General features: G+C 59.0%; 21 protein-coding genes. 15 read left to right on the top strand and 6 right to left on the bottom strand.

Annotation, left to right across the window (positions count from 1 at the left end):
* The first annotated feature begins 23 nt into the window (after positions 1 to 23).
* Positions 24 to 2075, top strand: coding sequence for a BCCT family transporter (locus ACURWW_RS00790; RefSeq protein WP_445615106.1), 2052 nt, complete (start codon positions 24 to 26; stop codon positions 2073 to 2075).
* A 9-nt stretch (positions 2076 to 2084) separates the two neighbouring features.
* Here ACURWW_RS00790 and corA read toward each other — a convergent pair whose 3' ends face one another.
* The 3 genes from corA to ACURWW_RS00805 form a co-directional block, all read right to left on the bottom strand.
* Positions 2085 to 3038 carry a magnesium/cobalt transporter CorA gene (gene corA, locus ACURWW_RS00795; RefSeq protein ID WP_445615107.1) on the bottom strand — a complete coding sequence of 318 codons (954 nt, stop codon included), beginning with the start codon at positions 3036 to 3038 and terminating at the stop codon, positions 2085 to 2087.
* Positions 3039 to 3072: 34 nt separating this feature from the next.
* On the bottom strand, positions 3073 to 4269 hold the full coding sequence (locus ACURWW_RS00800; RefSeq protein ID WP_445615108.1) for a serine hydrolase domain-containing protein: 1197 nt from the start codon (positions 4267 to 4269) through the stop codon (positions 3073 to 3075).
* A gap of 144 nt (positions 4270 to 4413) precedes the next feature.
* On the bottom strand, positions 4414 to 5184 hold the full coding sequence (locus ACURWW_RS00805; RefSeq protein WP_445615109.1) for an SURF1 family protein: 771 nt from the start codon (positions 5182 to 5184) through the stop codon (positions 4414 to 4416).
* 165 nt (positions 5185 to 5349) lie between these two features.
* Between ACURWW_RS00805 and ACURWW_RS00810 the strand changes: the two genes are divergently transcribed.
* The 11 genes from ACURWW_RS00810 (at position 5350) to ACURWW_RS00860 (ending at position 15209) form a co-directional block, all read left to right on the top strand.
* Positions 5350 to 5565, top strand: coding sequence for a hypothetical protein (locus ACURWW_RS00810; protein WP_445615110.1), 216 nt, complete (start codon positions 5350 to 5352; stop codon positions 5563 to 5565).
* Between the two features lie 376 nt (positions 5566 to 5941).
* Positions 5942 to 6493, top strand: coding sequence for a hypothetical protein (locus ACURWW_RS00815; protein ID WP_445615111.1), 552 nt, complete (start codon positions 5942 to 5944; stop codon positions 6491 to 6493).
* Positions 6494 to 6841: 348 nt separating this feature from the next.
* Positions 6842 to 8242 carry a c-type cytochrome gene (locus ACURWW_RS00820; protein ID WP_445615112.1) on the top strand — a complete coding sequence of 467 codons (1401 nt, stop codon included), beginning with the start codon at positions 6842 to 6844 and terminating at the stop codon, positions 8240 to 8242.
* Positions 8239 to 10002 carry a cytochrome c oxidase subunit I gene (locus ACURWW_RS00825; RefSeq protein WP_445615113.1) on the top strand — a complete coding sequence of 588 codons (1764 nt, stop codon included), beginning with the start codon at positions 8239 to 8241 and terminating at the stop codon, positions 10000 to 10002. The genes ACURWW_RS00820 and ACURWW_RS00825 overlap by 4 nt, the downstream gene beginning before the upstream one ends.
* Positions 9999 to 10619 carry a cytochrome c oxidase subunit 3 gene (locus ACURWW_RS00830; protein ID WP_445615114.1) on the top strand — a complete coding sequence of 207 codons (621 nt, stop codon included), beginning with the start codon at positions 9999 to 10001 and terminating at the stop codon, positions 10617 to 10619. Before ACURWW_RS00825 ends, ACURWW_RS00830 begins: the two co-directional genes overlap by 4 nt.
* Positions 10620 to 10628: 9 nt before the next feature.
* Positions 10629 to 11294, top strand: coding sequence for a heme-copper oxidase subunit III family protein (locus tag ACURWW_RS00835; protein WP_445615115.1), 666 nt, complete (start codon positions 10629 to 10631; stop codon positions 11292 to 11294).
* 8 nt (positions 11295 to 11302) lie between these two features.
* Positions 11303 to 11713, top strand: a complete 411-nt coding sequence (locus ACURWW_RS00840) for a cytochrome C oxidase subunit IV family protein (protein ID WP_445615116.1) — start codon at positions 11303 to 11305, stop codon at positions 11711 to 11713.
* Positions 11714 to 11731: 18 nt separating this feature from the next.
* A complete protein-coding gene (locus ACURWW_RS00845) occupies positions 11732 to 12319 on the top strand; it encodes a hypothetical protein (RefSeq protein ID WP_445615117.1) in 588 nt (195 codons plus the stop codon).
* 103 nt (positions 12320 to 12422) lie between these two features.
* A complete protein-coding gene (locus tag ACURWW_RS00850; RefSeq protein ID WP_445615118.1) occupies positions 12423 to 12716 on the top strand; it encodes a FixH family protein in 294 nt (97 codons plus the stop codon).
* Positions 12713 to 14068, top strand: a complete 1356-nt coding sequence (locus tag ACURWW_RS00855; protein ID WP_445615119.1) for a cytochrome-c peroxidase — start codon at positions 12713 to 12715, stop codon at positions 14066 to 14068. Before ACURWW_RS00850 ends, ACURWW_RS00855 begins: the two co-directional genes overlap by 4 nt.
* A 226-nt stretch (positions 14069 to 14294) precedes the next feature.
* Entirely contained in the window at positions 14295 to 15209 is a 915-nt protein-coding gene (locus ACURWW_RS00860) for a hypothetical protein (protein ID WP_445615120.1), read from the top strand.
* A gap of 64 nt (positions 15210 to 15273) precedes the next feature.
* On the opposite strand, the gene ACURWW_RS00865 is transcribed toward ACURWW_RS00860, so the two are convergent.
* From ACURWW_RS00865 to ACURWW_RS00875, 3 genes are all read right to left on the bottom strand, one after another.
* On the bottom strand, positions 15274 to 15783 hold the full coding sequence (locus ACURWW_RS00865) for a gluconokinase (RefSeq protein WP_445615121.1): 510 nt from the start codon (positions 15781 to 15783) through the stop codon (positions 15274 to 15276).
* Between the two features lie 141 nt (positions 15784 to 15924).
* On the bottom strand, positions 15925 to 17988 hold the full coding sequence (locus ACURWW_RS00870) for an ATP-dependent helicase (RefSeq protein WP_445615122.1): 2064 nt from the start codon (positions 17986 to 17988) through the stop codon (positions 15925 to 15927).
* Between the two features lie 97 nt (positions 17989 to 18085).
* Positions 18086 to 18805, bottom strand: a complete 720-nt coding sequence (locus tag ACURWW_RS00875; protein ID WP_445615123.1) for a DUF3618 domain-containing protein — start codon at positions 18803 to 18805, stop codon at positions 18086 to 18088.
* A gap of 279 nt (positions 18806 to 19084) precedes the next feature.
* Here ACURWW_RS00875 and ACURWW_RS00880 point away from each other — a divergent pair, with 279 nt between their 5' ends.
* The 3 genes from ACURWW_RS00880 (at position 19085) to ACURWW_RS00890 (ending at position 20382) form a co-directional block, all read left to right on the top strand.
* Positions 19085 to 19318, top strand: coding sequence for a hypothetical protein (locus ACURWW_RS00880; RefSeq protein ID WP_445615124.1), 234 nt, complete (start codon positions 19085 to 19087; stop codon positions 19316 to 19318).
* A complete protein-coding gene (locus ACURWW_RS00885; protein ID WP_445615125.1) occupies positions 19305 to 19493 on the top strand; it encodes a hypothetical protein in 189 nt (62 codons plus the stop codon). Before ACURWW_RS00880 ends, ACURWW_RS00885 begins: the two co-directional genes overlap by 14 nt.
* Positions 19494 to 19575: 82 nt before the next feature.
* Entirely contained in the window at positions 19576 to 20382 is an 807-nt protein-coding gene (locus ACURWW_RS00890; RefSeq protein ID WP_445615126.1) for a glucose 1-dehydrogenase, read from the top strand.
* The last annotated feature ends 14 nt before the right edge of the window (positions 20383 to 20396 follow it).

Here is a 20396-nt window from a genome sequence, read left to right on the forward strand (position 1 = left end):
AAAATATTGTTCAAGGACCGAACATGAGCGACAACGTCAAATCCACTGTATTACTTCCAGTGTTCATTCCGGCAGTCATTGTGATGCTGCTGCTGGTGGTCGGCACCATCAGCAACCCGGAGCTGGCCAGCGCCTTGTTCGAGCAGACCCTGGCCGCCATCACCCAGAATTTCGGCTGGTTCTACATGCTCGCTGTGGCCACCTTCCTGCTCTTTATTGTTGCGGTGGCTGTATCCTCCTGGGGCCGCATCAAGCTCGGCCCCGATCACGCCGACCCCCAGTACAGCTTCCCCGCCTGGTTCGCCATGCTGTTCTCCGCCGGCTACGGCATCGCCCTGCTGTTCTTCGGCGTGGCCGAGCCGGTCCTGCACTATTCCGAACCGCCGGCCGGTGCCGCCCAGACCGTCGACTCGGCCAAGCAGGCCATGCAGATCGCGTTCTTCCATTGGGGGTTTCACATCTGGGCCATCTACGGCCTGGTGGGCCTGGTGCTGGCCTACTTTGCTTACCGTCACGGCCTGCCCCTGTCCATGCGCTCAGCGCTCTACCCATTGATCGGGGAGCGGATTCACGGCCCCATCGGGCACGCCACCGATGTTTTCGCCATCCTGGGGACTCTGTTCGGCATCGCCACCACTCTGGGCCTGTCAGTGACCCAAATCAACACGGGGCTCAATTACCTGTGGCCGGGTATTCCGATTAGTATCACAGTACAGATGGTAGCCATTGCCATCATCACCGGTCTGGCGATCATCTCCGTAGTGGCCGGCATGGATAAAGGAATAAAGCGACTGTCCATTCTCAACATGGCTCTGGCGCTCCTGCTGATGGTTTTTGTCTTTGTCGTTGGCCCCTCCATACACATCCTCGAAAGCTTCCTGCAGAACACGGGCAGTTACCTCAACAACATCGTGGAGCGCACCTTCAACCTGCAGGCTTACACCCGCAGCGACTGGATCGGCAACTGGACGTTGTTCATTTTCGGCTGGACCATTGCCTGGGCGCCGTTTGTGGGCTTGTTCATTGCCAAGATCAGCAAAGGGCGAACTATTCGCCAGTTCGTGCTCGGCGTGATGCTGGTTCCCTCCATCTTCACCTTCCTCTGGTTCTCCATCTTCGGCGACACGGCACTGCACCTGATCATGATGGAGGGCTATACCTCACTAATTGCGGAAGTACAAAACAATCACGCGGTTGCGCTGTTCAAACTTTATGAGGCGCTGCCACTTTCTGCAATCGCCTCGTTCATTACCGTAATCCTCATCGTTACCTTCTTCGTCACGTCTTCCGATTCGGGGTCCCTGGTCATCGATTCCCTGGCCTCGGGCGGTTCACTCTACACGCCGGTCTGGCAACGGGTGTTCTGGGCCAGCACAGAGGGAATTCTTGCCGCCACCTTGTTGCTGGCCGGCGGCCTCAACGCCCTGCAAACCATGACGATCGTGAGCGCCCTGCCCTTCTCCATCATCATGATCGTCTCCGCCGTCGGCATGTGGCGGGCGCTGGTTATTGAAGGGCACCACCAGGAAAGCCTTCGTGCCCACGTGCAGGCGACGCGCCTTTCGGGCACAACGGGTCGGGGCTTGTGGAAACGCCGCCTGGCGGGCCTGGTGACCTTCCCGAACCGGGAGGATGTTGAAACCTTCATATCCACCACAGTGATCAAGGCCATGCGTCGGGTGCAGCGCGCGCTCATGGAGCAAGATTGGCCCGCGGAATTTCATTACGAGGAAGAAGGAATGCGCGCCTACCTGGAAGTGTTGAAGGAAGATCAGGTGGACTTCATCTACGAGGTGCGCATGGTGGAACACGAAATGCCGGACTTCGCCTATCCGGAAATGAATCGCGAGGACGGCGACGATGTTCACTACTACCGCGCGGAGGTCTTCCTGCGCCGGGGTGGCCAGTCTTATGATGTGTACGGTTTTGACCAGCACGACATCATCAGCGACATCCTCGATCAGTTTGAGAAGTACCTGAACTTCCTGCACATCTCCCCCGCCAACCTGCCCTGGCGCATGGAGGAACATGACGAGATGCTGCAGAGCGATGATGGAGAAAAGCCGCAAACCTGAGGGTTCGGTTCAGAGCCAGCCCTTGCGTTTGAAGTACCAGTAGGGAGCAATGCCCGCGATTACCATCAGGCCCAGTGCCCACGGGTAGCCGAGCCGCCAGTTCAGCTCTGGCATGAGCTCGAAGTTCATACCGTAAATGCTGGCGACCAGAGTCGGGGGCAAAAACACAACGGCCGCGATGGAGAAGATCTTGATGATCTGATTCTGCTCGATGTTGATAAACCCCTGGGTGGAGTCCATCAGGAAGTTGATCTTGTCGAACAGGAAGGTAGTGTGGGACATGAGCGTCTCCACATCGCGCATGATTTCCCGCAACACCTCCGCGAGCTCCGGCTGATCGCGCAGATGCCGCAGCAGAAATGAAATATTGCGCTGGGTATCCATCAGACACAGCCGCACTTTTCCGTTGCTGTCCTCGAGACGGGCCAACTGGCTGATGGCCTCGTCCAGTTCCGCCTCTTCATCCTCCAGAACCAGGTAGCTGACCCGCTCCAGCTGACGATGCAGATCTTCGAGGGCGTCAGCGTGGTTCTCCACCTTCTGTTCCAACAAGGTCACCAGCAAGCCGGCCGGCGAGCGTACTTCCACCTGGCCCCGGCGCGCCCGCATTCGCAGCAGACGGAAGTCCGCAATGTCATCTTCACGGATCGTCAGCAAGCGATCTTTCTGCAGAATGCAGGCAACCGAGACCGTGTGGTGCCGACCTTCGCTGTGGGTGAGAAACAGGGAATGCACATGAATGCCCGCCTGGTCCACGAAGCAACGGGCGGAAGCTTCGATCTCCTCCACCTCTTCGAACTCCGGAACCTCCGTCGGCAGAAGCCTTTCCAGAAGGGCCCGCTCACCATCGTCGGGCTGCTGGGCATCGATCCATTCGGTTTCACCCAGGGGAAGCGCACTGGGGTCCGGTGCGCTGTCCAGTTCACGAATCAAGCCGTTCCTGATATTGAAAAGCCGCAGCATCCACTACCTCGTGCGTGGTCACCCCAATCGCCGCTTACTCGAACAGCGCATCCAGCCCTTCGAGAAACGCTGCACGACGGGCGCTGTACTGTTCTCCAACCGCCGTTTTCCAGGCCCCGAGATGAACGATCACCAGGTCCTTGGCGGGATTGATGTAGATGGTCTGGCCGTAGATCCCTACCGCCCGGTAGGAGCCGTCTCCGTCCAGCCACCAAAGAGAACCGTAGCCTTCGCTGCCTTTGGAGGGGCTTGTGGAGGCGTCCATCCAGGAGTCGGGCAGCACCCGTGTTCCATCGGGCAAGGTGCCCTCGCGGAGTGCAAACAGGCCGAGCCGACCATAATCCCGCAGGGTGGCACTGATGCAACAACCGCCCCGCTCACCGCTGCCTTCTCCATGGGTCAGCCAGTTGGCATCCGCCTCCATGCCGAAGGGCTTCCAGATTTTGTGACTGGCATAGGTCGCAAGATTGTTGCCAATAGCGGCCCGCAAAACGGCGCCGGCCAGATTGGTTTCCCCGGTGTTGTAGTTGAACTGTTCTCCCGGAGGCGCAACCCGCTCCTTTTTGCCCAGGAAACGGAACATTTCGATCACGTCCGTAGGGATGTTGGCCACGTCGGACTGGGGATCTGCGTAGGTTTCATCCCAGGCCACGCCGGAGGCCATCTGCAGCACGTTGCGGATGCTCACCTGATCGTAGGAGGAGCCCTTCAACTGGGGCAGGTAGTCGGTAACTTTGTCGTCCAGGCTGCGGATGTAACCGTCCTTGACGGCCGCGCCGGTCAGCATGGAGACCACGGACTTGGCCATGGAATAGGTCACCCAGAGGCTGTCGGGCGTATTGCCGAAGCCGTAATACTCGTGGCGAATCTTTCCATTGTGCAATATCAGCAGACCTGCCACTTCATTGTCCCGCAGGTAGTCGTCCAGCGAGTGGCTTTCGCCCTCCAGTTCGAATCGGAAATCGGCGAGGTTCATGGGCGCCGTGGGCAGTTCCAGAGGCGCGGGCCCCGCTTCAATGGTGCGGGTGGACAGGAGACTGGCAATATTCCGGTAGGCGATGATCTGATCATCGCCCGTCCAGGTAAGCAGCCCTCCCTCTTCCGGAAGGTTGTGAAGATCGTTCGCCGGATCCAGCCAGCGCCGCTCCTCCGCGTGCCCCGTCAGGGCCGGCAACATCGCCCAAAGGGCCAATACCAGACACGTTCCGCGTCGACGTTCAAGGAATCTCATAGCGACCTCACCCAACTTCAAAATGGCCGCACATCTTAGCACGCCATTCCGGTAAGTGGCGCTGTGGGGAGCCTCGCTACCGATCCGGGCTTTTGGGTCACCGGAAGGTAAATGGCGATATCGAAGGGGACAGGCGACGACCTGCTACGAGTGGCGCTGAGCGAGCAGGGTCATCCCATTGCTACTCAGCAACAGGGACACGACCGCCAGGGCTACGGCCATGGCAAACCATTGCAGCGCGTAGGAAAAATTGCGTCCCGCATCCACACGGACCGGAGCCCAATGCCGAACCAGTACCCCAGGCTGCCCCTCGTTCAGCCGAACCACGAAGGGAAGCAGGCGGTTGAAAAACAGAGGCTGTAGTTCGCTCAATTGGAGGTGGCGGGTCAGCAGCGGCCAACGGGGCTCGACCTGCTCGTTCGATGAGTGACGGGTAGTGCCCGCCGGGATGTGGATCTGAGCGTGCAGCTCCTGCTCTCCCCAAATGCGCGGCAAACTGCCACGGAGTTGTTCATACCCCTCGGCCGCGATCCAACCCCGGCTTACCAGCACAGTCCCCGTTCCGGATTTCAGCTCAAACGGAGTGACCACCTCAAACCCCAGTTGCTCTTCATGAACCTGATAGATCAGAAAAATGGATTGCCCGTTGAGATAGCGTCCCTGTAAGGACACCTGACGATTCTGCAGGGTCCGAAGCTCAGAGCTGGCAACCCGGGCGGCAAGCGCTTCGATGGGTTCCGGCGCACCCTCCTGCATCTCCAGGAAGCTCTCGTGCTGCGCCAGCTCTTCCCCGGCCCGATCAAGCTGCCAAAGCCCCAGTCGGACAAGGCCGGCCACCGCCGCCAACACCAGAGTTGCCACGATCCAGTTGAATCGAAGCGTCAATGGTCCGAAGGCAATGATTCTGGTCATCATGTGATTCCATCCTGTGCCACTGAGTCGCCCGGTATCGCAATATGATCCACCGACGGAAACGGTGCAAGCACAGACCACGGGTGCAGGGCGGTTTCCCGTGCTGGCGGCGGACGGTCCGCTGCGATATCCTGCTGCCACCGTGACACACCCTCGGGCTGCAAAAAGATGAAAAAATGGCTGGGCGTGCTGCTTCTTCTTATTTCGGCTTTGCTGCTGTTCATGGCCGGTGCCACTGTTGTCGCCATGGGCCGGGCCTTACGAATCGACAACACACTCGCAGCCATCGAATCGACTTTTGGCAGCCTGGTCATTGCGGTGTTGCTCGTGGTTCTCTCACGCCTGCTATTGAAACGGGCCCTGCTGTGTTTCGGAGTCCGCTGAAGCGGGCACCCCAAGGCAAGTCGCGTCCTGTCATTGGGCCCGCTAAGTACGTGGTGGACTTTTAGAGGTTTGGTTTAGCTCCGAATTGATCTATAAACATGCCCGGACGACCGCCAATTTCCCGGCAATGGCTCTTCGCATTTTTCAGAAATAATGGTAGCTTCTCCTACCAATCCAACGACGTCGGGAAAAAACGAAACATTTTCGCCGAACCAACCGAGTGAATGCGGGCCGGCATCGCGAAAAACCATGGAACATCGAAGTCATAAAAGCATAAAAATTGCTTCTGTGTTTTACCTTCTTCCGTTTATGCAATACGGGCTGACAGTCACGAAGGTACAGTAATCCAAGTCTTCTATTTTTTAGGAGAACGGCGATGAAGTGTTACTACTATCTGTCACCAAATCTGGCCAGTACGGAACGCATCTCTGAAGATCTCCATCAGTCAGGCGTAAGCGACTGGTTCATGCACATCATCTGCAAGGATGAGGCAGGTCTGTGCCGCAAGCAGCTCCATTCCAGCAACTATCTGGAGACCCTGGATCTGGTCCGTCACGGGTTGATCGGGGCGATCTGCGGGCTGGCGACCGGTATCGGAATGGCCGCACTCGCCACTGTTTTCAATCCCTTCGGCGCCGAGCTTTCCACCCTTGCCTATGCGGGCATCATTATTTTGATGACAGGATTCGGGACCTGGCAAGGCGGACTCGTGGGTATTTCCATGGAGAACAAGAAGCTCGAAAAATTCCACCACGAGGTGGAAGCCGGTAAATATCTGATTCTGGTCTACGCCCACAAAAGCAAGGAAGAGAACGTGGCGCGAATGATGACGAAGCTCCATCCGGAAGCGAAACTGGTGGGTGTGGATCGACAGTTCTTCAACCCGTTCAGCATGCCGGAACAGGAGCCGACCCGGAAGCCCGCTTAACGGTTATATTCCAAAAACAGGTTGATCACCAGGCCGCCACCGACGCCGGATTCCCTCCGGCGGCCGGTGGTTAGCGCAGCGCCGCACCGAGGTGTCCGGCGAGCAGCTTTCCTTATTTCATCCATGCAGTTGCAGTACAGTTGAGCAGGCGTAGTCGTTGTTCAGAAGCCCCAGTAACGCAGGTGGCCAGATGTTCAGACGAACGTCGCCGCCTGCCTGATCGATTCCAACGGGTTGAAGGAAACAGTGACAGCGTTCGCCGGGGCCGGTCTGTAAAGCCCCCGTTCGTCCCTCCCCGTCTCCGTCGCCCCGGGCGTTTTCACGGTTGCGTGAATAAGGACACAGTCTATGCCGTTCATTGTCGCGATTGTATTGCTGGTAGCGATTTCCCTGCTCTTGCACTTCCTCAGTCCGTGGTGGCTCACACCCATCGCCTCTAACTGGGGCGCCATTGACGACACCATTCACATTACCTTCTGGGTCACCGGTTTCGTTTTCGTCACGGTCAATCTGTTCATGGCCTACGCGGTATACCGATTCCGGTACAACAAGAACCGCCGCGCGCACTACGAACCGGAAAACAAGAAGCTGGAGTTGTGGCTGACGGGTTTCACCGCCTTCGGCATCATGGCCATGCTCGCTCCGGGCCTGTTTGTTTGGGCCGACTTTGTGAAGGTGCCAGAAAACGCCCATGAGGTGGAAGTGCTCGGTCAGCAATGGCAATGGAGCTTTCGCTATCCGGGGGAAGACGGCGTGCTGGGGAGCGCGGACGCCACCTACATCAACGCGGACAATCCCTTCGGGCTGAATCCGGACGACCCACACGGGCAGGACGACGTTCTCGTCTTCAGCCAGGAGATGCACCTTCCCATCGGCCGTCCGGTAAAGCTCCTGCTGCGTTCCAAGGACGTGTTGCACGATTATTCCGTCGCGCAGTTTCGCGTGAAAATGGACATGGTCCCGGGCTCCGTGAGCTTTCTCTGGCTGACCCCGACAGTAAGCGGGGGTTATGAGATCCTCTGCGAAGAGCTGTGCGGCATAGGCCACCACATCATGCGCGGCCGGGTGGTGGTGGAGAGCCAGGATGAATTTGACACCTGGCTCGAAGGCCAACAGCTTTTTGCCGACACCCGGAACGGCGCTCCCGCCAATCTGCAGGCCGGCCAGGCCCATTACGCAATCTGCGCAAGCTGCCACGGCGCCAACGGTGAAGGCAACGAGAGTTTGAATGCGCCGAAGCTGGCCGGTCAGCAAGGCTGGTACCTGAAGCGGCAGCTGGGCTATTACCGGAACGGGATTCGCGGCGTTCACGAAGATGACGTATACGGAAAACAGATGGCGCCTATGGCGGCCACGCTCACCAACCAGGAGGCCATCGACAACGTAGTGGCGTACATCGAAAGCCTTCCCGACCAGCCGGCCCCGCGGACAGTACAAGGAGATCCTGCGCGAGGACGCATGCTTTACGAACCCACCTGCGGCATCTGCCACGGCGCTGATGCCAAGGGCATCTGGGCCGTCAATGCTCCGGCACTGGCGGGAATGAGCGACTGGTATCTGGTTCGCCAACTGGAAAACTACAAATCCGGTGTGCGCGGCGTTCATGCCGGGGACGAGTTTGGATTCCAGATGCGGTCAATGGTGAGTGGACTGAAAAACAGCCAGGCGATCAATGACGTGGTGGCTTATATCAACACCTTGCAAGTCCAGGATCGGACCCAGGCGCATACTGCAGGAGACCACCAATGACCTACGTTGCAATTGCAGATCAGACCCCGGAGCTGCACGATCCTCACAGCTTCGTCACCCGCTATATCTGGAGCCAGGATCACAAGGTGATTGCCATTCAATATGCGGCAACCGCCATTTTTGTGGGCCTGGTGGCCCTGGTACTGTCGGGCCTGATGCGCCTGCAGCTTGGCTTCCCGGATACCTTCGCATTCATTGACCCCAGTGCCTATTACCAGTTTGTCACCATGCACGGCATGATCATGGTGATCTATCTGCTCACGGCTCTGTTCCTGGGCGGTTTCGGCAACTACCTGATCCCGCTCCAGATCGGCGCCCGGGACATGGTGTTCCCCTACCTGAACATGCTCAGCTTCTGGTTCTACCTGTTATCGGTGCTCATTCTCATGGCCAGCTTCTTTGTCTCCGGCGGGCCCACCGGAGCGGGCTGGACCCTCTACCCGCCCCAGGCCATTCTTCGCGGTACGCCCGGCGTCGATATGGGAATTGTGCTGATGCTCATTTCCCTGGCGGTGTTCATTGTCGCCTTCACCATGGGCGGCCTGAACTACGTAACCACCATTCTTCAGGCCCGTACCCGGGGCATGACCCTGATGCGCATGCCGCTCTCAGTCTGGGGGATTTTTGTCGCAACGGTGCTCGGGCTGTTTGCCTTTCCGGCGCTGTTTGTGAGCGCGATCATGATGTTGTTTGACCGGGTGGTGGGCACCAGCTTTTTCATGCCGGCTCTGGTCTCCCTCGGGCAGGCGACAGAACATTCCGGGGGCAGCCCGGTGCTTTTTCAGCACCTGTTCTGGTTCTTCGGCCACCCGGAGGTCTACATTGTCGCCCTCCCCGCTTTCGGACTCGTGTCGGATGTACTCAGTACCCATGCACGCAAGAACATCTTCGGCTATCGGATGATGGTCTGGGCGATCGTTGCCATTGGCGGACTGAGTTTCATCGTCTGGGCGCACCACATGTATGTGAGCGGCATGAATCCCTATTTCGGGTTCTTCTTCGCGTTTACCACGCTCATCATCGCCATTCCCACCGCCATCAAGGTGTACAACTGGGTCCTCACACTCTGGCAGGGCAACATTCACCTCACCGTGCCCATGCTGTTCGCCATGGGGTTTATTTTCACCTTCATCCACGGCGGGCTGACGGGTATTTTTCTGGGCAACGTGACCGTCGACCTGCCCCTGTCGGATACCTATTTCGTAGTGGCCCACTTCCACATGGTCATGGGCGTGTCGCCGGTCATGGTTCTCTTCGCCGCCATCTACCACTGGTTTCCAAAGATCACCGGCAAGATGTTCAACGTCACTCTGGGCAAGATCCATTTCTGGGCCACCTTCCTGGGCACTTACGCCATCTATCTTCCCATGCATTACCTGGGCTTCCTCGGCGTGCCCCGTCGCTACTACGCCATCGGCAACACGGATTTTATTCCGGAATCGGCCATGGCGTTGAATGCCAATATCACCGTCGCGGCCATCTTTGTCGGGGTGATGCAGCTCGTGTTTATCGTCAACGTTATCTGGAGTTTGATGCGCGGACAGCCGGCCGGCGGTAACCCCTGGAACGCCACGTCACTGGAATGGCAGACACCCCAAACCCCGCCCGGACACGGCAACTGGGGCGCGCGCCTGCCGACGGTGTACCGCTGGGCCTATGAGTACAGTGTGCCCGGCGCGCGGGACGACTTCATTCCCCAGAACATGCCACCGGACGAGGTGCCCATGGTGGAAGGCAGTTACAGGGAGCACAAAATATGAGTCTGCTTCGCGCTCTCGGCGAAAAACCCTGGTCGGAAAACGATGCCACGGGCGCGACAGCGGCCCACCCTGGCGGCGCTGTTTCCGCGGCACCGGAGCGGGTTGCGCTGCGATTCTTTCTGGGCGTTGTGGCTGTGCTGTTTGCATTATTCATGACCGCCTATGTGGTGCGGATGGAGTTGCAGGACTGGCGCCCACTGCCGGAGCCCTCCTTGTTGTGGGTCAACACTCTGCTGCTCTTTCTCAGTAGTGTTGCCCTGCAGTGGAGCCGGAACGCCTTGAACAGGGGCGATGGGCTGCAACTCCGGATTGCCTTGCTCGCAGGTGGCGTACTGACCCTGGCGTTCGTATTCGGTCAGGTGACCGTGTGGCGGGACATGACCCGGGCGGGATACCTGCTTTACAGCAACCCTGCCAATTCGTTCTTCTACCTGCTCACCGGGATTCACGCGCTGCATATGCTGGGCGGCCTCTGGGTCTGGGCACGCGCCACCTGGCGGCTCGGGACCGGCGCAGCTCCGGAAGCCCAGCGCATGAGCGTCGAGCTCTGCGCGGTTTACTGGCACTTCCTGTTCCTGGTCTGGTTAGTGCTGTTCGCCCTCTTATCCTATACCTAGGACCCGACTATGGCCGATCAAACACTGGATAGACCCTTTCAGAGCGTCGTCACGGACTGGTCCGACGACAAGCAGACCTTCCAGGTGCCCTGGGGCAAAGTGATGATGTGGGTGTTTCTGGTCAGCGACACCTTCATTTTCACCAGTTTCCTTGTGGGTTACATGAACGTGCGCATGAGCACCACGGCGCCCTGGCCCTACCCCAGCGAAGTGTTCGCGCTGACCTTGTTTGGCCAGAGCGTGCCGCTCATCCTCATTGCCATCATGACCTTCATTCTGATCACCAGCAGCGGCACCATGGCTCTTGCCGTGCGGTACGCACACTTCCGTGACAGGAAACAGGTCGCCACATTCATGTATGCGACGGCTCTCCTGGGCGCCACCTTTGTGGGGATGCAGGCCTTCGAGTGGAGCAAGCTGATTTCGGAGGGGGTCCGGCCATGGGCGAACCCCTTCGGCGCGGCGCAGTTTGGCTCCGTGTTCTTTCTGGTTACGGGCTTTCATGGCTTGCACGTGTCCATTGGCGTTCTCTACCTGACGATCGTTGCCACCAAGGTGCTCAAGGGACATTATGACAAGAAGAACAATTATGAGATTGTCGAAATCAGCGGGCTGTACTGGCACTTCGTAGACCTTGTCTGGGTCTTTATTTTTGCATTCTTCTATCTCTGGTAGGGGGACACATGGTTCTTACCCAAAGTCATCAGAGCGCAGTGGCGGGCGAAGCGGAGCACAAGGACTCGCAACAGCATCCGATTGGTGTCTACCTCAAGGTCTGGGTTCTGTTGTTTGTACTCAGCACCCTCTCCTACATGGTGGACTATTTCGACTTTCAGGGCATGGTACGCTGGAGTCTGATACTGATCTTCATGTTTCTCAAGGCCGGCTTCATCATGGCCATCTTCATGCACGTCATGTGGGAGCGCATGGCCCTGATCACAGCGATTCTGGCTCCGCCGACGGTATTGCTGGTGCTCATCGGGCTTATGGCCGTGGAGGCCGACTACACCTTTGGCACGCGGGTCGAGCACCTGGGGCAACCGGAGAATGCGGAACGCATTCACGTGAAGGATGTGCTGGGCGAAGGTCACTGACGGTCGACCTGAGGCAACATGAAACACGCCGCATTCATTTGCCTGACCGCCCTGGCCGCTCTCGGAGCTCAGGGCGTTCGGGCCCACGGCAGTGTCACCGCCGAGGACGACCTGTGTCTGATTCAGATCGGCTATTTCAGGGCCCACTTCAAGGTACACCTGCCCCGCAGTCACGGACATCAGGAATTCTGCGAAGACCTCCCAGCGGCAGGAGAAGCCCTGTTCGTGATGGACTATGTGCATGGGGACCTGGGTCAGGCGAGGATGGACTTCCGAATCGTTCACAACCGTACCGGTCTCGATCGCTTCGCAGGGGTGGAGGATCTGGACCAGTTGGGTGATCTTGAGAATACGACGGTCTACTACCAGCCGCCGCGCCGGGATGACCAGGTCTATACCGTTCTCCATCGCTTTGCTCAGCCCGGAGAATATCTCGGTATCATCACGGCCCGCGACCCTCGGACAAATGAGCTCTATTCGGCAGTCTTTCCCTTCGAGGTTGGTCGCACCGGGCCTGGACCTCTGCCGGTTTTCTTCTTTCTCCTTGTGTTGTGCCAGTTACTCTATTGGCGCCTTAGCCGCTGGAGGCGCGTGTCGCGTGCGTAGGCTGATCGCTTATTCAATATCCGTCGTCATAGCTCTTGGATTCGCTCCGGTTCGAGCCGCAGACGCGCCGCGCGTGTCAGAATCCGAGCGGCGTTTGTTTCAAATGCATATCGTCAGCGACCTGCGGCCAATCCCAATAAACCGCATGCACCATTGGACTCTCGAGCTTCGCGACAGCCAGGGAGAGGCGATTACGAATGCCAGCATTATAGTGAGCGGCGGCATGCCCGCCCACGATCACGGCCTGCCCACCAACCCCCAGGTGCGCCCCACTGGAGAAGCAGGCGTTTATCGCCTCGAGGGGCTGCGTTTTCACATGCCGGGCGCCTGGACCCTCAGCTTCCAGATTGCTGCCGGTGAGCGGGACGACGTGCTGCATATCGACCTGGAGCTATGAAAGCGCCTCGCCTGGTTGTTGCTCCGCTTATCGCTGCTGTGGTGACAATCACAGCCCTGCAGATTGCGGAACGCCTGGGCCTTTGCGCACCCCTTCTTTGTACGAATCCGACCTGGACCAGTGAGCAGGTTCGCCTCATTCATTCGCTCAGCCTGTCCGCACTTCCGCCACCGCCACGGGACGAGTCCAATGAAGTTGCGGATGACCCCCGGGCCGCACGCTTGGGACAGCAATTATTCTTTGATACCCGGCTCAGCGCGGACGGCAGCATTTCTTGCGCGACCTGCCATCAGCCGGACCGATATTTTACTGACGGACGGCCTCAGGGCCGCGCCCTGGGGCATTCCAAGCGCAACACGCCCACCATCGTGGGCAGTGCCTATAGCCCCTGGCTTTACTGGGACGGTCGGCGGGACAGCCTCTGGGCACAGGCTCTGACGCCACTGGAGGACCCGGTCGAGCACGGGAGCAATCGCGTGCGGATCGCAAAGCTCATCGCCAGAGATCGCCGGTACCGCGAGGCCTATGAAATTATTTTCGGCGCGCTCCCGGACCTGTCACCGGCTGGACGTTTTCCGGAAGATGCGAGTCCCGTTCACGATGGAGCCGGGGCACTGGCCTGGAGCAGTATGGCCGCGGAAGATCGCCACAGTATCAACCGCATTTTTGCAAATGTGGGCAAAGCTATCGCAGCTTACGAAACATCGCTGGTGCCGGGGGAGTCCCGCTTCGACCGCTATGCCGCCTGGCTGGTCGGCGAGTCCTTTGAGCCGTCGGACGAACCCGAACCCACTGGGCCCACAGGATCGCCCCCCAACGAGCCACACCTGAGTGAAGCGGAGCGACGCGGGCTCGGTTTGTTTATAGGGAAGGCCCGCTGTATCGAATGCCATAACGGCCCCCTTTTCAGCAATAATGAATTCCATAACACCGGAGTCATCAGTGCTGCCGGACAACTGCCGGATCGCGGGCGCAGTGCGGGCATCCCCCGACTCGAGAGCGACCCATTCAACTGCCTCGGAGCCTACAGCCACAGGGCGGCCGACGACTGCATTGAACTTCGGTTCATGCGCCGCGGCAGCGAACTGCTCGGCGCTTTCCGCACGCCATCTCTGCGTAACGTCGCAGAGACTGGCCCCTATATGCACAAAGGACAGCTGCAGACGATGAAGTCGGTTCTTGATCATTACAACGCGGCACCGGAGGCCCTCATAGGCCACAATGAAGCGGAGCCACTTGGACTGAACCGGCGGGAACTGAACGATCTCGAAGCCTTCCTGCATTCCCTGTCCGCGCCAGCCAGGAGCCTCCCTTCGCAGTTTCGCAGTATCACTCGCCGCGGACGACAATAGATGCGCTGCATGCAAGATTCTCCCCGCCGCGCTAGAAACTTTACAATTTCGTGACGGTCGCTTTGATTGTGCCCATCATTGGCAATAGCGATGCAAGGCAAACTCTCTGACGTTTCGTGTTCCATGCACCACGCAGCGTGAGTCACCAGAGGGCCTCATACGAAGGCCTCTCTGGAGCCCTCACTTCTCATTAATCCCCCACCAATAATAAATTCGGAGATCCGCCATGAGATTTCTGAAAGACCCTGTCAGACGCCTGTTTCTCACCGTCGGCCTGGAGGTGAAACGGATTGAAGATAAACCCGATCCGGCGCCCGTATACGAAGATTTCCTCGAAGTGTGCCGCAGACGCAATTACGGCGAACCCGTCGCCTTCCGCTGTCCCATCTCGAAGATTGTCACGGTCAACGGCTTCTCCTTTCATCGAAGTGGAAGCTGGCATCCGTTTACCGAAGCCATGCAGGAATATATGGATTCCGATTACCGCCAAAGCTATGGGGGATCGACGCTTGAGGACTTCTACCGGGTTTGGCAGCCCCAGAACTCCCTGGAGGCTCTGATAGGAGCCAATGGCCCGGCGGTGCTTGTTGACTATCCCGCCTATGCCATGCACAGCCCCTGGCTCGATATATCCCCCGATGAACGCCAGGTGTATATGAAGCAGATGATCCACCTGGAGAATTGCTGGTCCGGCGCTGAAGACGTGCACGCCAATGAGGGCTATGGCCTGCACGGCCCTGTCAGCCCCCGCAAGGGACAGATTGAATACAACCGCCTCGTCCGCACCCTCCGCTCGGTCGTTCTACGCGGCTATGATCGTCGCCTTTCCGGTGAGGACGTTACGGTTGTCGCTGTGGAGCGGGGTGGTGACTACCGGTGCTGCATCGCGCACGGGCAGCATCGAGTGGCGGTTCTGGCTGCGCTTGGCTATCAGTTCATCCCGGTGATCATTAATAAAGTGGCGCGGGTGAGTGAGGCAGCTCATTGGACACAGGTCTACCGGGGTACATGGACCGAGGAGCAGGCCCGCACCTACGTGAACCACCTGTTCACCTTTGACGGCTACCGCTGGGCCGCGGAGCGGGGGCTGGTACGCCAGCAGTCGACCGTCGAAGATCCGAGGCCGGCGGCGGTTTTGTAGGTCATCGCGCGGCTCCCGTCGGGCGCTCGCCAGGCGGGATTTCTGTTCGGCTATCAACAGCGTGTTAGCCCCGAACAATGCCGGCACGAGTCAACTGCGCGACCAACTGCTGAAATGCGGAATCGGGATCCTGGCTGGCGTCGACAGTAATGGCATCCCGGGGTTCTTCCAGAATTTCGAACTGGCTGGCCAGAAGGCCGGCCGGCATGTAGTGCCCCCTGCGCTGGACGATGCGCTCATGAAGCAAATCGAAGGGTGCCTTCAAATAAACAAAAGTGACCGTGTCCTCAATCCCCGCTGCGAGATAATCGCGGTAGGACTGCTTCAGAGCCGAGCAAGTCAACACCGCCGATCGACCGCGCGCAATCTTTTCTTCGATCAGCCCGCGCACCGCTGCAAGCCAGGGCTGCCGATCGTCATCGGTCAGCGGTACACCCCTGGACATCTTCTCCACGTTGGAGCGCGGGTGCATCCGATCGCCTTCATAAAACGGCCAACGGAAATAATCAGCTAATTTCTGGCCGAGGGTGGTCTTGCCGCTGCCTGAAACTCCCATGATCACAAGAATGGTCATTGGTCTTACCCTTCGAGCCTCATGTGATTCGCGACACTTTGCTCGGCTGATTTCTCCCGACTGACTTGCGCCGCCCCACATCCTCCGCGCCCGCGCGAATCTGTGTCTGCGATAAGGGTGCCAGCTGAGGTCGCTAACCGGCTAATCCCACATGCCGAGCACCTTGCTCTTGATGTCTGCCAATACCTCCTCGCCCGTGGCAATGTCCTGCTCCGTGAGACGGGTATCCGGATAGGGGATTTCGTCAAGCGTTTCCACCACTGCGGGCGTGAGAAAGCGGCTTTTGGCCCCATAAACATGGCGCCCGCCAAACCGTTGCTGTTCGGGAATCCAGAACTTCAAAGGCTGCAGCAGGTGCAACTCCCGTTGGGCCCGGGTGATGGCCACGTTGAACAGGCGGCGCTCCTCTTCCAAAGCATCCTGACTTTGGGTGGCGTACTCATTGGGGAAATTGCCATCCACCACGTTAAGCACGAACACCTTGTGCCACTCCTGCCCCTTGGCGCTATGCACCGTGCTGAGGATCAGGTAGTCGTCGTCCTTCAGGTTGTCCTTGCCGTGGTCGCCGGTCTTGTTGGGCGGATCGAGCGTCAGCTCGCTGAGAAAGCGCTCGCGGTTGGGATATTGCTGCGCGATCAGGCTGAGCTGGTCGATATCACCGGCGCGGACGAAATGGTTGTCGTACCGCTCTTCAAGGATGCCACGGTACCAGTCCGCAACTGCCTTCATCTGTTCGCGCCAGGGGATCTGGTGATGATGCACGCTACGGAGCAGCGTGACCAGTTCCAGCCATCCCGGCTCTTCGGTCACCTTCGATTTGAAGTTTCCCAAAGCTGCCGGGTCGAAATTGTGCAGTGCCATGAAGTCCAGCACCTTCTCGGCCATGGCCGGACCAATGCCGGGCAACAGTTTCAGGATGCGAAACCCGGAGAGCCGGTGCCGCGGGTTGTCGGCCCAGCGGAGTATGCTGATGGCGTCCTTCACATGGGCCGCATCGAGAAACTTCAGCCCGCCGTGTTTGACGTAGGGAATGTTGTGGCGCCGGAGACTCACTTCCAGGTGACTGGAATGATGACTGGACCGAAACAACACGGCCTGCTGCTTAAGGTCGATTCCTTCTTCACGGGCAGCCAATACCTTCTCGATAATGTATCGGGACTGAACATCCTGGTCCTCCATGGTAACAAGCCAGGGTTTTTCCCGTGCGGGCTTGTCGCTGAACAACTGATTCTTGTAGCCGGTGCTCGCGTCCCTGAGCAGTGCGTTCGACAGGTCCAGTATCGGCTGGGTGGATCGGTAGTTTTTGCTGAGGGGAATGACCGTCGCAGGTGGCGAAAAGAGCGCCGGAAAATTCAGAATGTTCTCCACGTTGGCGGAGCGGAACGAATAGATGGATTGGGCATCATCCCCCACCACCGTAAGCCCCCTGCCGTCCGGGAACAACCGGGTCAGTATCCCTGCCTGCAGGATATTGGTGTCCTGGTACTCATCCACCAACACGTGGTCGAACTGCTCGCGAATGCGCCGCGCCACCGAAGCCTCACCCGCCAGGTGGTACCAGTACAGGAGCAAGTCGTCGTAATCGAGGCAGACCTGCTGCTGCTTTTCCTCCACATAGGCGCGAAACAGTTTCTTCAGTTCATCTTCCCAATCCGCACACCAGGGAAAATCCCTTTCCAGTACGTCCTTCAGCTCCGCCTGGGCATTCACACAACGGGAGTAAATATCGACACAGGTGCCCTTGTGGGGAAAGCGCTTCGCGGTGCGACTGAAGCCCAGTTTGTGCCGCAACAAATCCAGCATGTCCGCCGCGTCCCCACGGTCCATGATGGTGAAGTCGGGATCCAGCCCGAGGGTTTTCGCCTGGGTTCGCAGCAGGCGGTTGGCGACGGAGTGAAAAGTGCCGATCCAGCTCAGGTCCTGTTCCGCCTCTCCGGACTCGCCACTTTCCTGCAGCGTTGCGGTAACGATACGGCGGGCACGATCCGCCAGCTCCTGGGCCGCTCGCCGGGAAAACGTCATGAGCAGAATTCGGCCGGGACTGACACCGCTGAGTATGAGGTGGGCGGCTCGATGGGCCAGGGTATTGGTTTTGCCGGTGCCGGCACCGGCGATGATCAGCAAGGGCCCCGAGACGAGCCCCTTGCCTGTTTCGGTGCGGCCGAACTCGACCGCCTGTTGCTGCTGTTTGTTGAGCGCCTGCATGTACGACCGGGAAAACTGTATAAAAGAACAGTCTGACCCAAAGCCGCCCCGGGCGCAACTGTTTGCTCAGTTCACATCAGGCGTCGCTCGGCGTTCATTAATGGCGCGTTTTGGGACGGTCCCCGGTCCGGGCGTCCCGAGACAGCTCGTCACCCATGCGACGCCCCACTTCGTCCGCCTTGGCGTAAGTCTGACGCGCCACCCCGGAGGCCTTGTTCATGAGCTGCTCCCGGTATTTGCCGAACAGTTCGTCTTCCTGCCGGGAGGCAGGGAACAGGGCGCCGGCCAGGGCGCCGAGCGCGATGCCTATTGCTCCCACGGCCAGAGGCTGCTCACGCAGCATGCGGTCGATACCCTGTTCCGCTTCGTGGCCGAACTGCTGGGCTTTCTGGCGGGCCGCCTCGGCCTGGTCGCGCCCCCGATGCCCGGCACCGTTCCCCTTGCCCAGCGCCACATGCCCTTCTCCGCTGTGAGGGTCGTAATCCGGATCGACCCCATAGCTGGCGTGAGAGGGGGAGTCCAGATCCGACCCATGCCCCGGCTGTCGCGCGCTTTGCCGGCTCTGCCCCATCAGCATCCAGGCGAGCCCGGTGGCCGTAAGCAACGCGGGCATCGGATTGGATCGCACCATGTTGACCATGCTGCGGGACAGGTCTCCCCCTCCTTCAGAGGAGAACACCTGGGACAGAATCTGTTGGGGGGAAAACCGCTCAATCAAGCGTGCCAGCGTGTCTTCCACCGCACTGCGGGTTTGCTCCACTTCCCGCTCCAGATCTCCCGGGTCCTTTTCTGCATCATTTTCGAATTTGCTGGTCATTGATCAGTTCCTCTCGCCTGCCGTATGCAACAGTTGAGGGGCGGACATGCAACAACTCTGCCCACCCTCTCCAGGGCGGAACCAGCGGCAACTGCGCTGTATACAAGGGATCGCCAGGTTCGGGCAATACTTCACCTGCACACCTTACCCTTCTGATTTCATTGGGTTTTTGCAGTATAAAAAATCTCCCTTACCGGTCGACCACTGTATATATAGACAAGCTTTTGGCGCGGTTTTATACTGTACACCCAGACAGTTATCCGTGTATCGAGGTATGCAATGCTCGCTCATGATTTTCAACTGAAGCCAGGTACCGCACTCAGCTCGCCCGCTGGGCGGCGACTGGAAGTAGGCGATGTTTTCGTGCCCCGCAACGAGGCCGGAAAAAGCCGGTCCCTGCCCTCCTCCTTCCGCCATCTGGGTCGCAAGGTCGTCGTCTTCCGGGACGGCAGCATCGCCGCTCTGGCGGAGGTCAGACGGAGCTTCCGGGTCATCAACCATGAGTCGCACTGAGGTGATCAGCAGGGAAGCGTGGCCCGCTCTTGCAATTGAGCACTATCGCAGAATCGACGATGGCCCCTGGGGCTACCTTGTGGTGTACGCCGATGGCCGGTTTGAGTTCGATGCCGGCAGCCGCCCGAGTCGGGAAGAGATTCTGGCCCGCTGGTCTTCCTACCTGGAGCGCTGAAGCCGCCTGCTCGGCGTAACGGCAGGTGCGCTTTGCATAAAACCTGCAGGACCCTGCTCGAACCTTCGCAGGAGTCCGAACCATGACCCATCCACTCAAGGACCAACGCGCGATTATTACGGGCGCCAGTTCCGGTATAGGCAAAGCGATTGCCTGCGCCTACGCCAGCGCCGGAGCCGCCGTACTGGTCAACTACCGTTCCAGCCGGGAAGAAGCAGCTGAGATCATCGCGGAGATCGAAGATCGTGGTGGCCGCGCGGTGGCCCAACAGGCGGACATCTCCACCGTGGAGGGTTGCGAAGAACTGTTCCGGCGAGCCGAAAATGAGTGGGGCGGCGTGGACATTCTGGTGGCCAACGCCGGCATCCAGCGGGACTCCGCTTTTGGCGATATGAGCCTCGGGGACTGGCAGCAGGTGCTCGACGTTAATCTGACCGGCCAATTCATCTGCGCCCAGGCGGCGGTGCGGTGTTTTCGCCGTCAGCCCTTCGACCCGGGTCGTGCCCGGTCCAGGGGAAAAATCATTTTCAACAGTTCGGTCCATCAACGCATACCCTGGCCCGGCCATGCCAATTACGCAGCTGCGAAGGGAGGATTGAAGCTGCTCATGGAAAGCCTTGCGCTGGAGGTTGCCACCGAGAAGATCCGTGTAAACGCAATCGCCCCGGGCGCCATCCGGACCGACATCAATGATGATGTCTGGCAGGACCAGGCGGGCCGCGAGAAAATGCTCGAGCTGATTCCCTACGGCCGTATCGGGGAAGTGGACGATGTGGCAAACGTTGCCGTATGGCTCGCCTCGGACGCTGCGGATTATCTGGTAGGGACGACCCTGTTCGTCGACGGGGGCATGTCCCTTTACCCGTCCTTTCGGGATGGCGGGGCCTAGGAAGCCTCCTTTGC

This window comes from Gilvimarinus sp. F26214L (assembly GCF_054401055.1).

What these genes read in the sequence shown, in the direction of transcription:
- ACURWW_RS00790 (WP_445615106.1), top strand. Translation starts at nt 24, where the DNA reads ATGAGCGACAACGTCAAATCCACTGTATTACTTCCAGTGTTCATTCCG.
- corA (WP_445615107.1), bottom strand. Translation starts at nt 3,038, where the DNA reads ATGCTGCGGCTTTTCAATATCAGGAACGGCTTGATTCGTGAACTGGAC.
- ACURWW_RS00800 (WP_445615108.1), bottom strand. Translation starts at nt 4,269, where the DNA reads ATGAGATTCCTTGAACGTCGACGCGGAACGTGTCTGGTATTGGCCCTT.
- ACURWW_RS00805 (WP_445615109.1), bottom strand. Translation starts at nt 5,184, where the DNA reads ATGATGACCAGAATCATTGCCTTCGGACCATTGACGCTTCGATTCAAC.
- ACURWW_RS00810 (WP_445615110.1), top strand. Translation starts at nt 5,350, where the DNA reads ATGAAAAAATGGCTGGGCGTGCTGCTTCTTCTTATTTCGGCTTTGCTG.
- ACURWW_RS00815 (WP_445615111.1), top strand. Translation starts at nt 5,942, where the DNA reads ATGAAGTGTTACTACTATCTGTCACCAAATCTGGCCAGTACGGAACGC.
- ACURWW_RS00820 (WP_445615112.1), top strand. Translation starts at nt 6,842, where the DNA reads ATGCCGTTCATTGTCGCGATTGTATTGCTGGTAGCGATTTCCCTGCTC.
- ACURWW_RS00825 (WP_445615113.1), top strand. Translation starts at nt 8,239, where the DNA reads ATGACCTACGTTGCAATTGCAGATCAGACCCCGGAGCTGCACGATCCT.
- ACURWW_RS00830 (WP_445615114.1), top strand. Translation starts at nt 9,999, where the DNA reads ATGAGTCTGCTTCGCGCTCTCGGCGAAAAACCCTGGTCGGAAAACGAT.
- ACURWW_RS00835 (WP_445615115.1), top strand. Translation starts at nt 10,629, where the DNA reads ATGGCCGATCAAACACTGGATAGACCCTTTCAGAGCGTCGTCACGGAC.
- ACURWW_RS00840 (WP_445615116.1), top strand. Translation starts at nt 11,303, where the DNA reads ATGGTTCTTACCCAAAGTCATCAGAGCGCAGTGGCGGGCGAAGCGGAG.
- ACURWW_RS00845 (WP_445615117.1), top strand. Translation starts at nt 11,732, where the DNA reads ATGAAACACGCCGCATTCATTTGCCTGACCGCCCTGGCCGCTCTCGGA.
- ACURWW_RS00850 (WP_445615118.1), top strand. Translation starts at nt 12,423, where the DNA reads ATGCATATCGTCAGCGACCTGCGGCCAATCCCAATAAACCGCATGCAC.
- ACURWW_RS00855 (WP_445615119.1), top strand. Translation starts at nt 12,713, where the DNA reads ATGAAAGCGCCTCGCCTGGTTGTTGCTCCGCTTATCGCTGCTGTGGTG.
- ACURWW_RS00860 (WP_445615120.1), top strand. Translation starts at nt 14,295, where the DNA reads ATGAGATTTCTGAAAGACCCTGTCAGACGCCTGTTTCTCACCGTCGGC.
- ACURWW_RS00865 (WP_445615121.1), bottom strand. Translation starts at nt 15,783, where the DNA reads ATGACCATTCTTGTGATCATGGGAGTTTCAGGCAGCGGCAAGACCACC.
- ACURWW_RS00870 (WP_445615122.1), bottom strand. Translation starts at nt 17,988, where the DNA reads ATGCAGGCGCTCAACAAACAGCAGCAACAGGCGGTCGAGTTCGGCCGC.
- ACURWW_RS00875 (WP_445615123.1), bottom strand. Translation starts at nt 18,805, where the DNA reads ATGACCAGCAAATTCGAAAATGATGCAGAAAAGGACCCGGGAGATCTG.
- ACURWW_RS00880 (WP_445615124.1), top strand. Translation starts at nt 19,085, where the DNA reads ATGCTCGCTCATGATTTTCAACTGAAGCCAGGTACCGCACTCAGCTCG.
- ACURWW_RS00885 (WP_445615125.1), top strand. Translation starts at nt 19,305, where the DNA reads ATGAGTCGCACTGAGGTGATCAGCAGGGAAGCGTGGCCCGCTCTTGCA.
- ACURWW_RS00890 (WP_445615126.1), top strand. Translation starts at nt 19,576, where the DNA reads ATGACCCATCCACTCAAGGACCAACGCGCGATTATTACGGGCGCCAGT.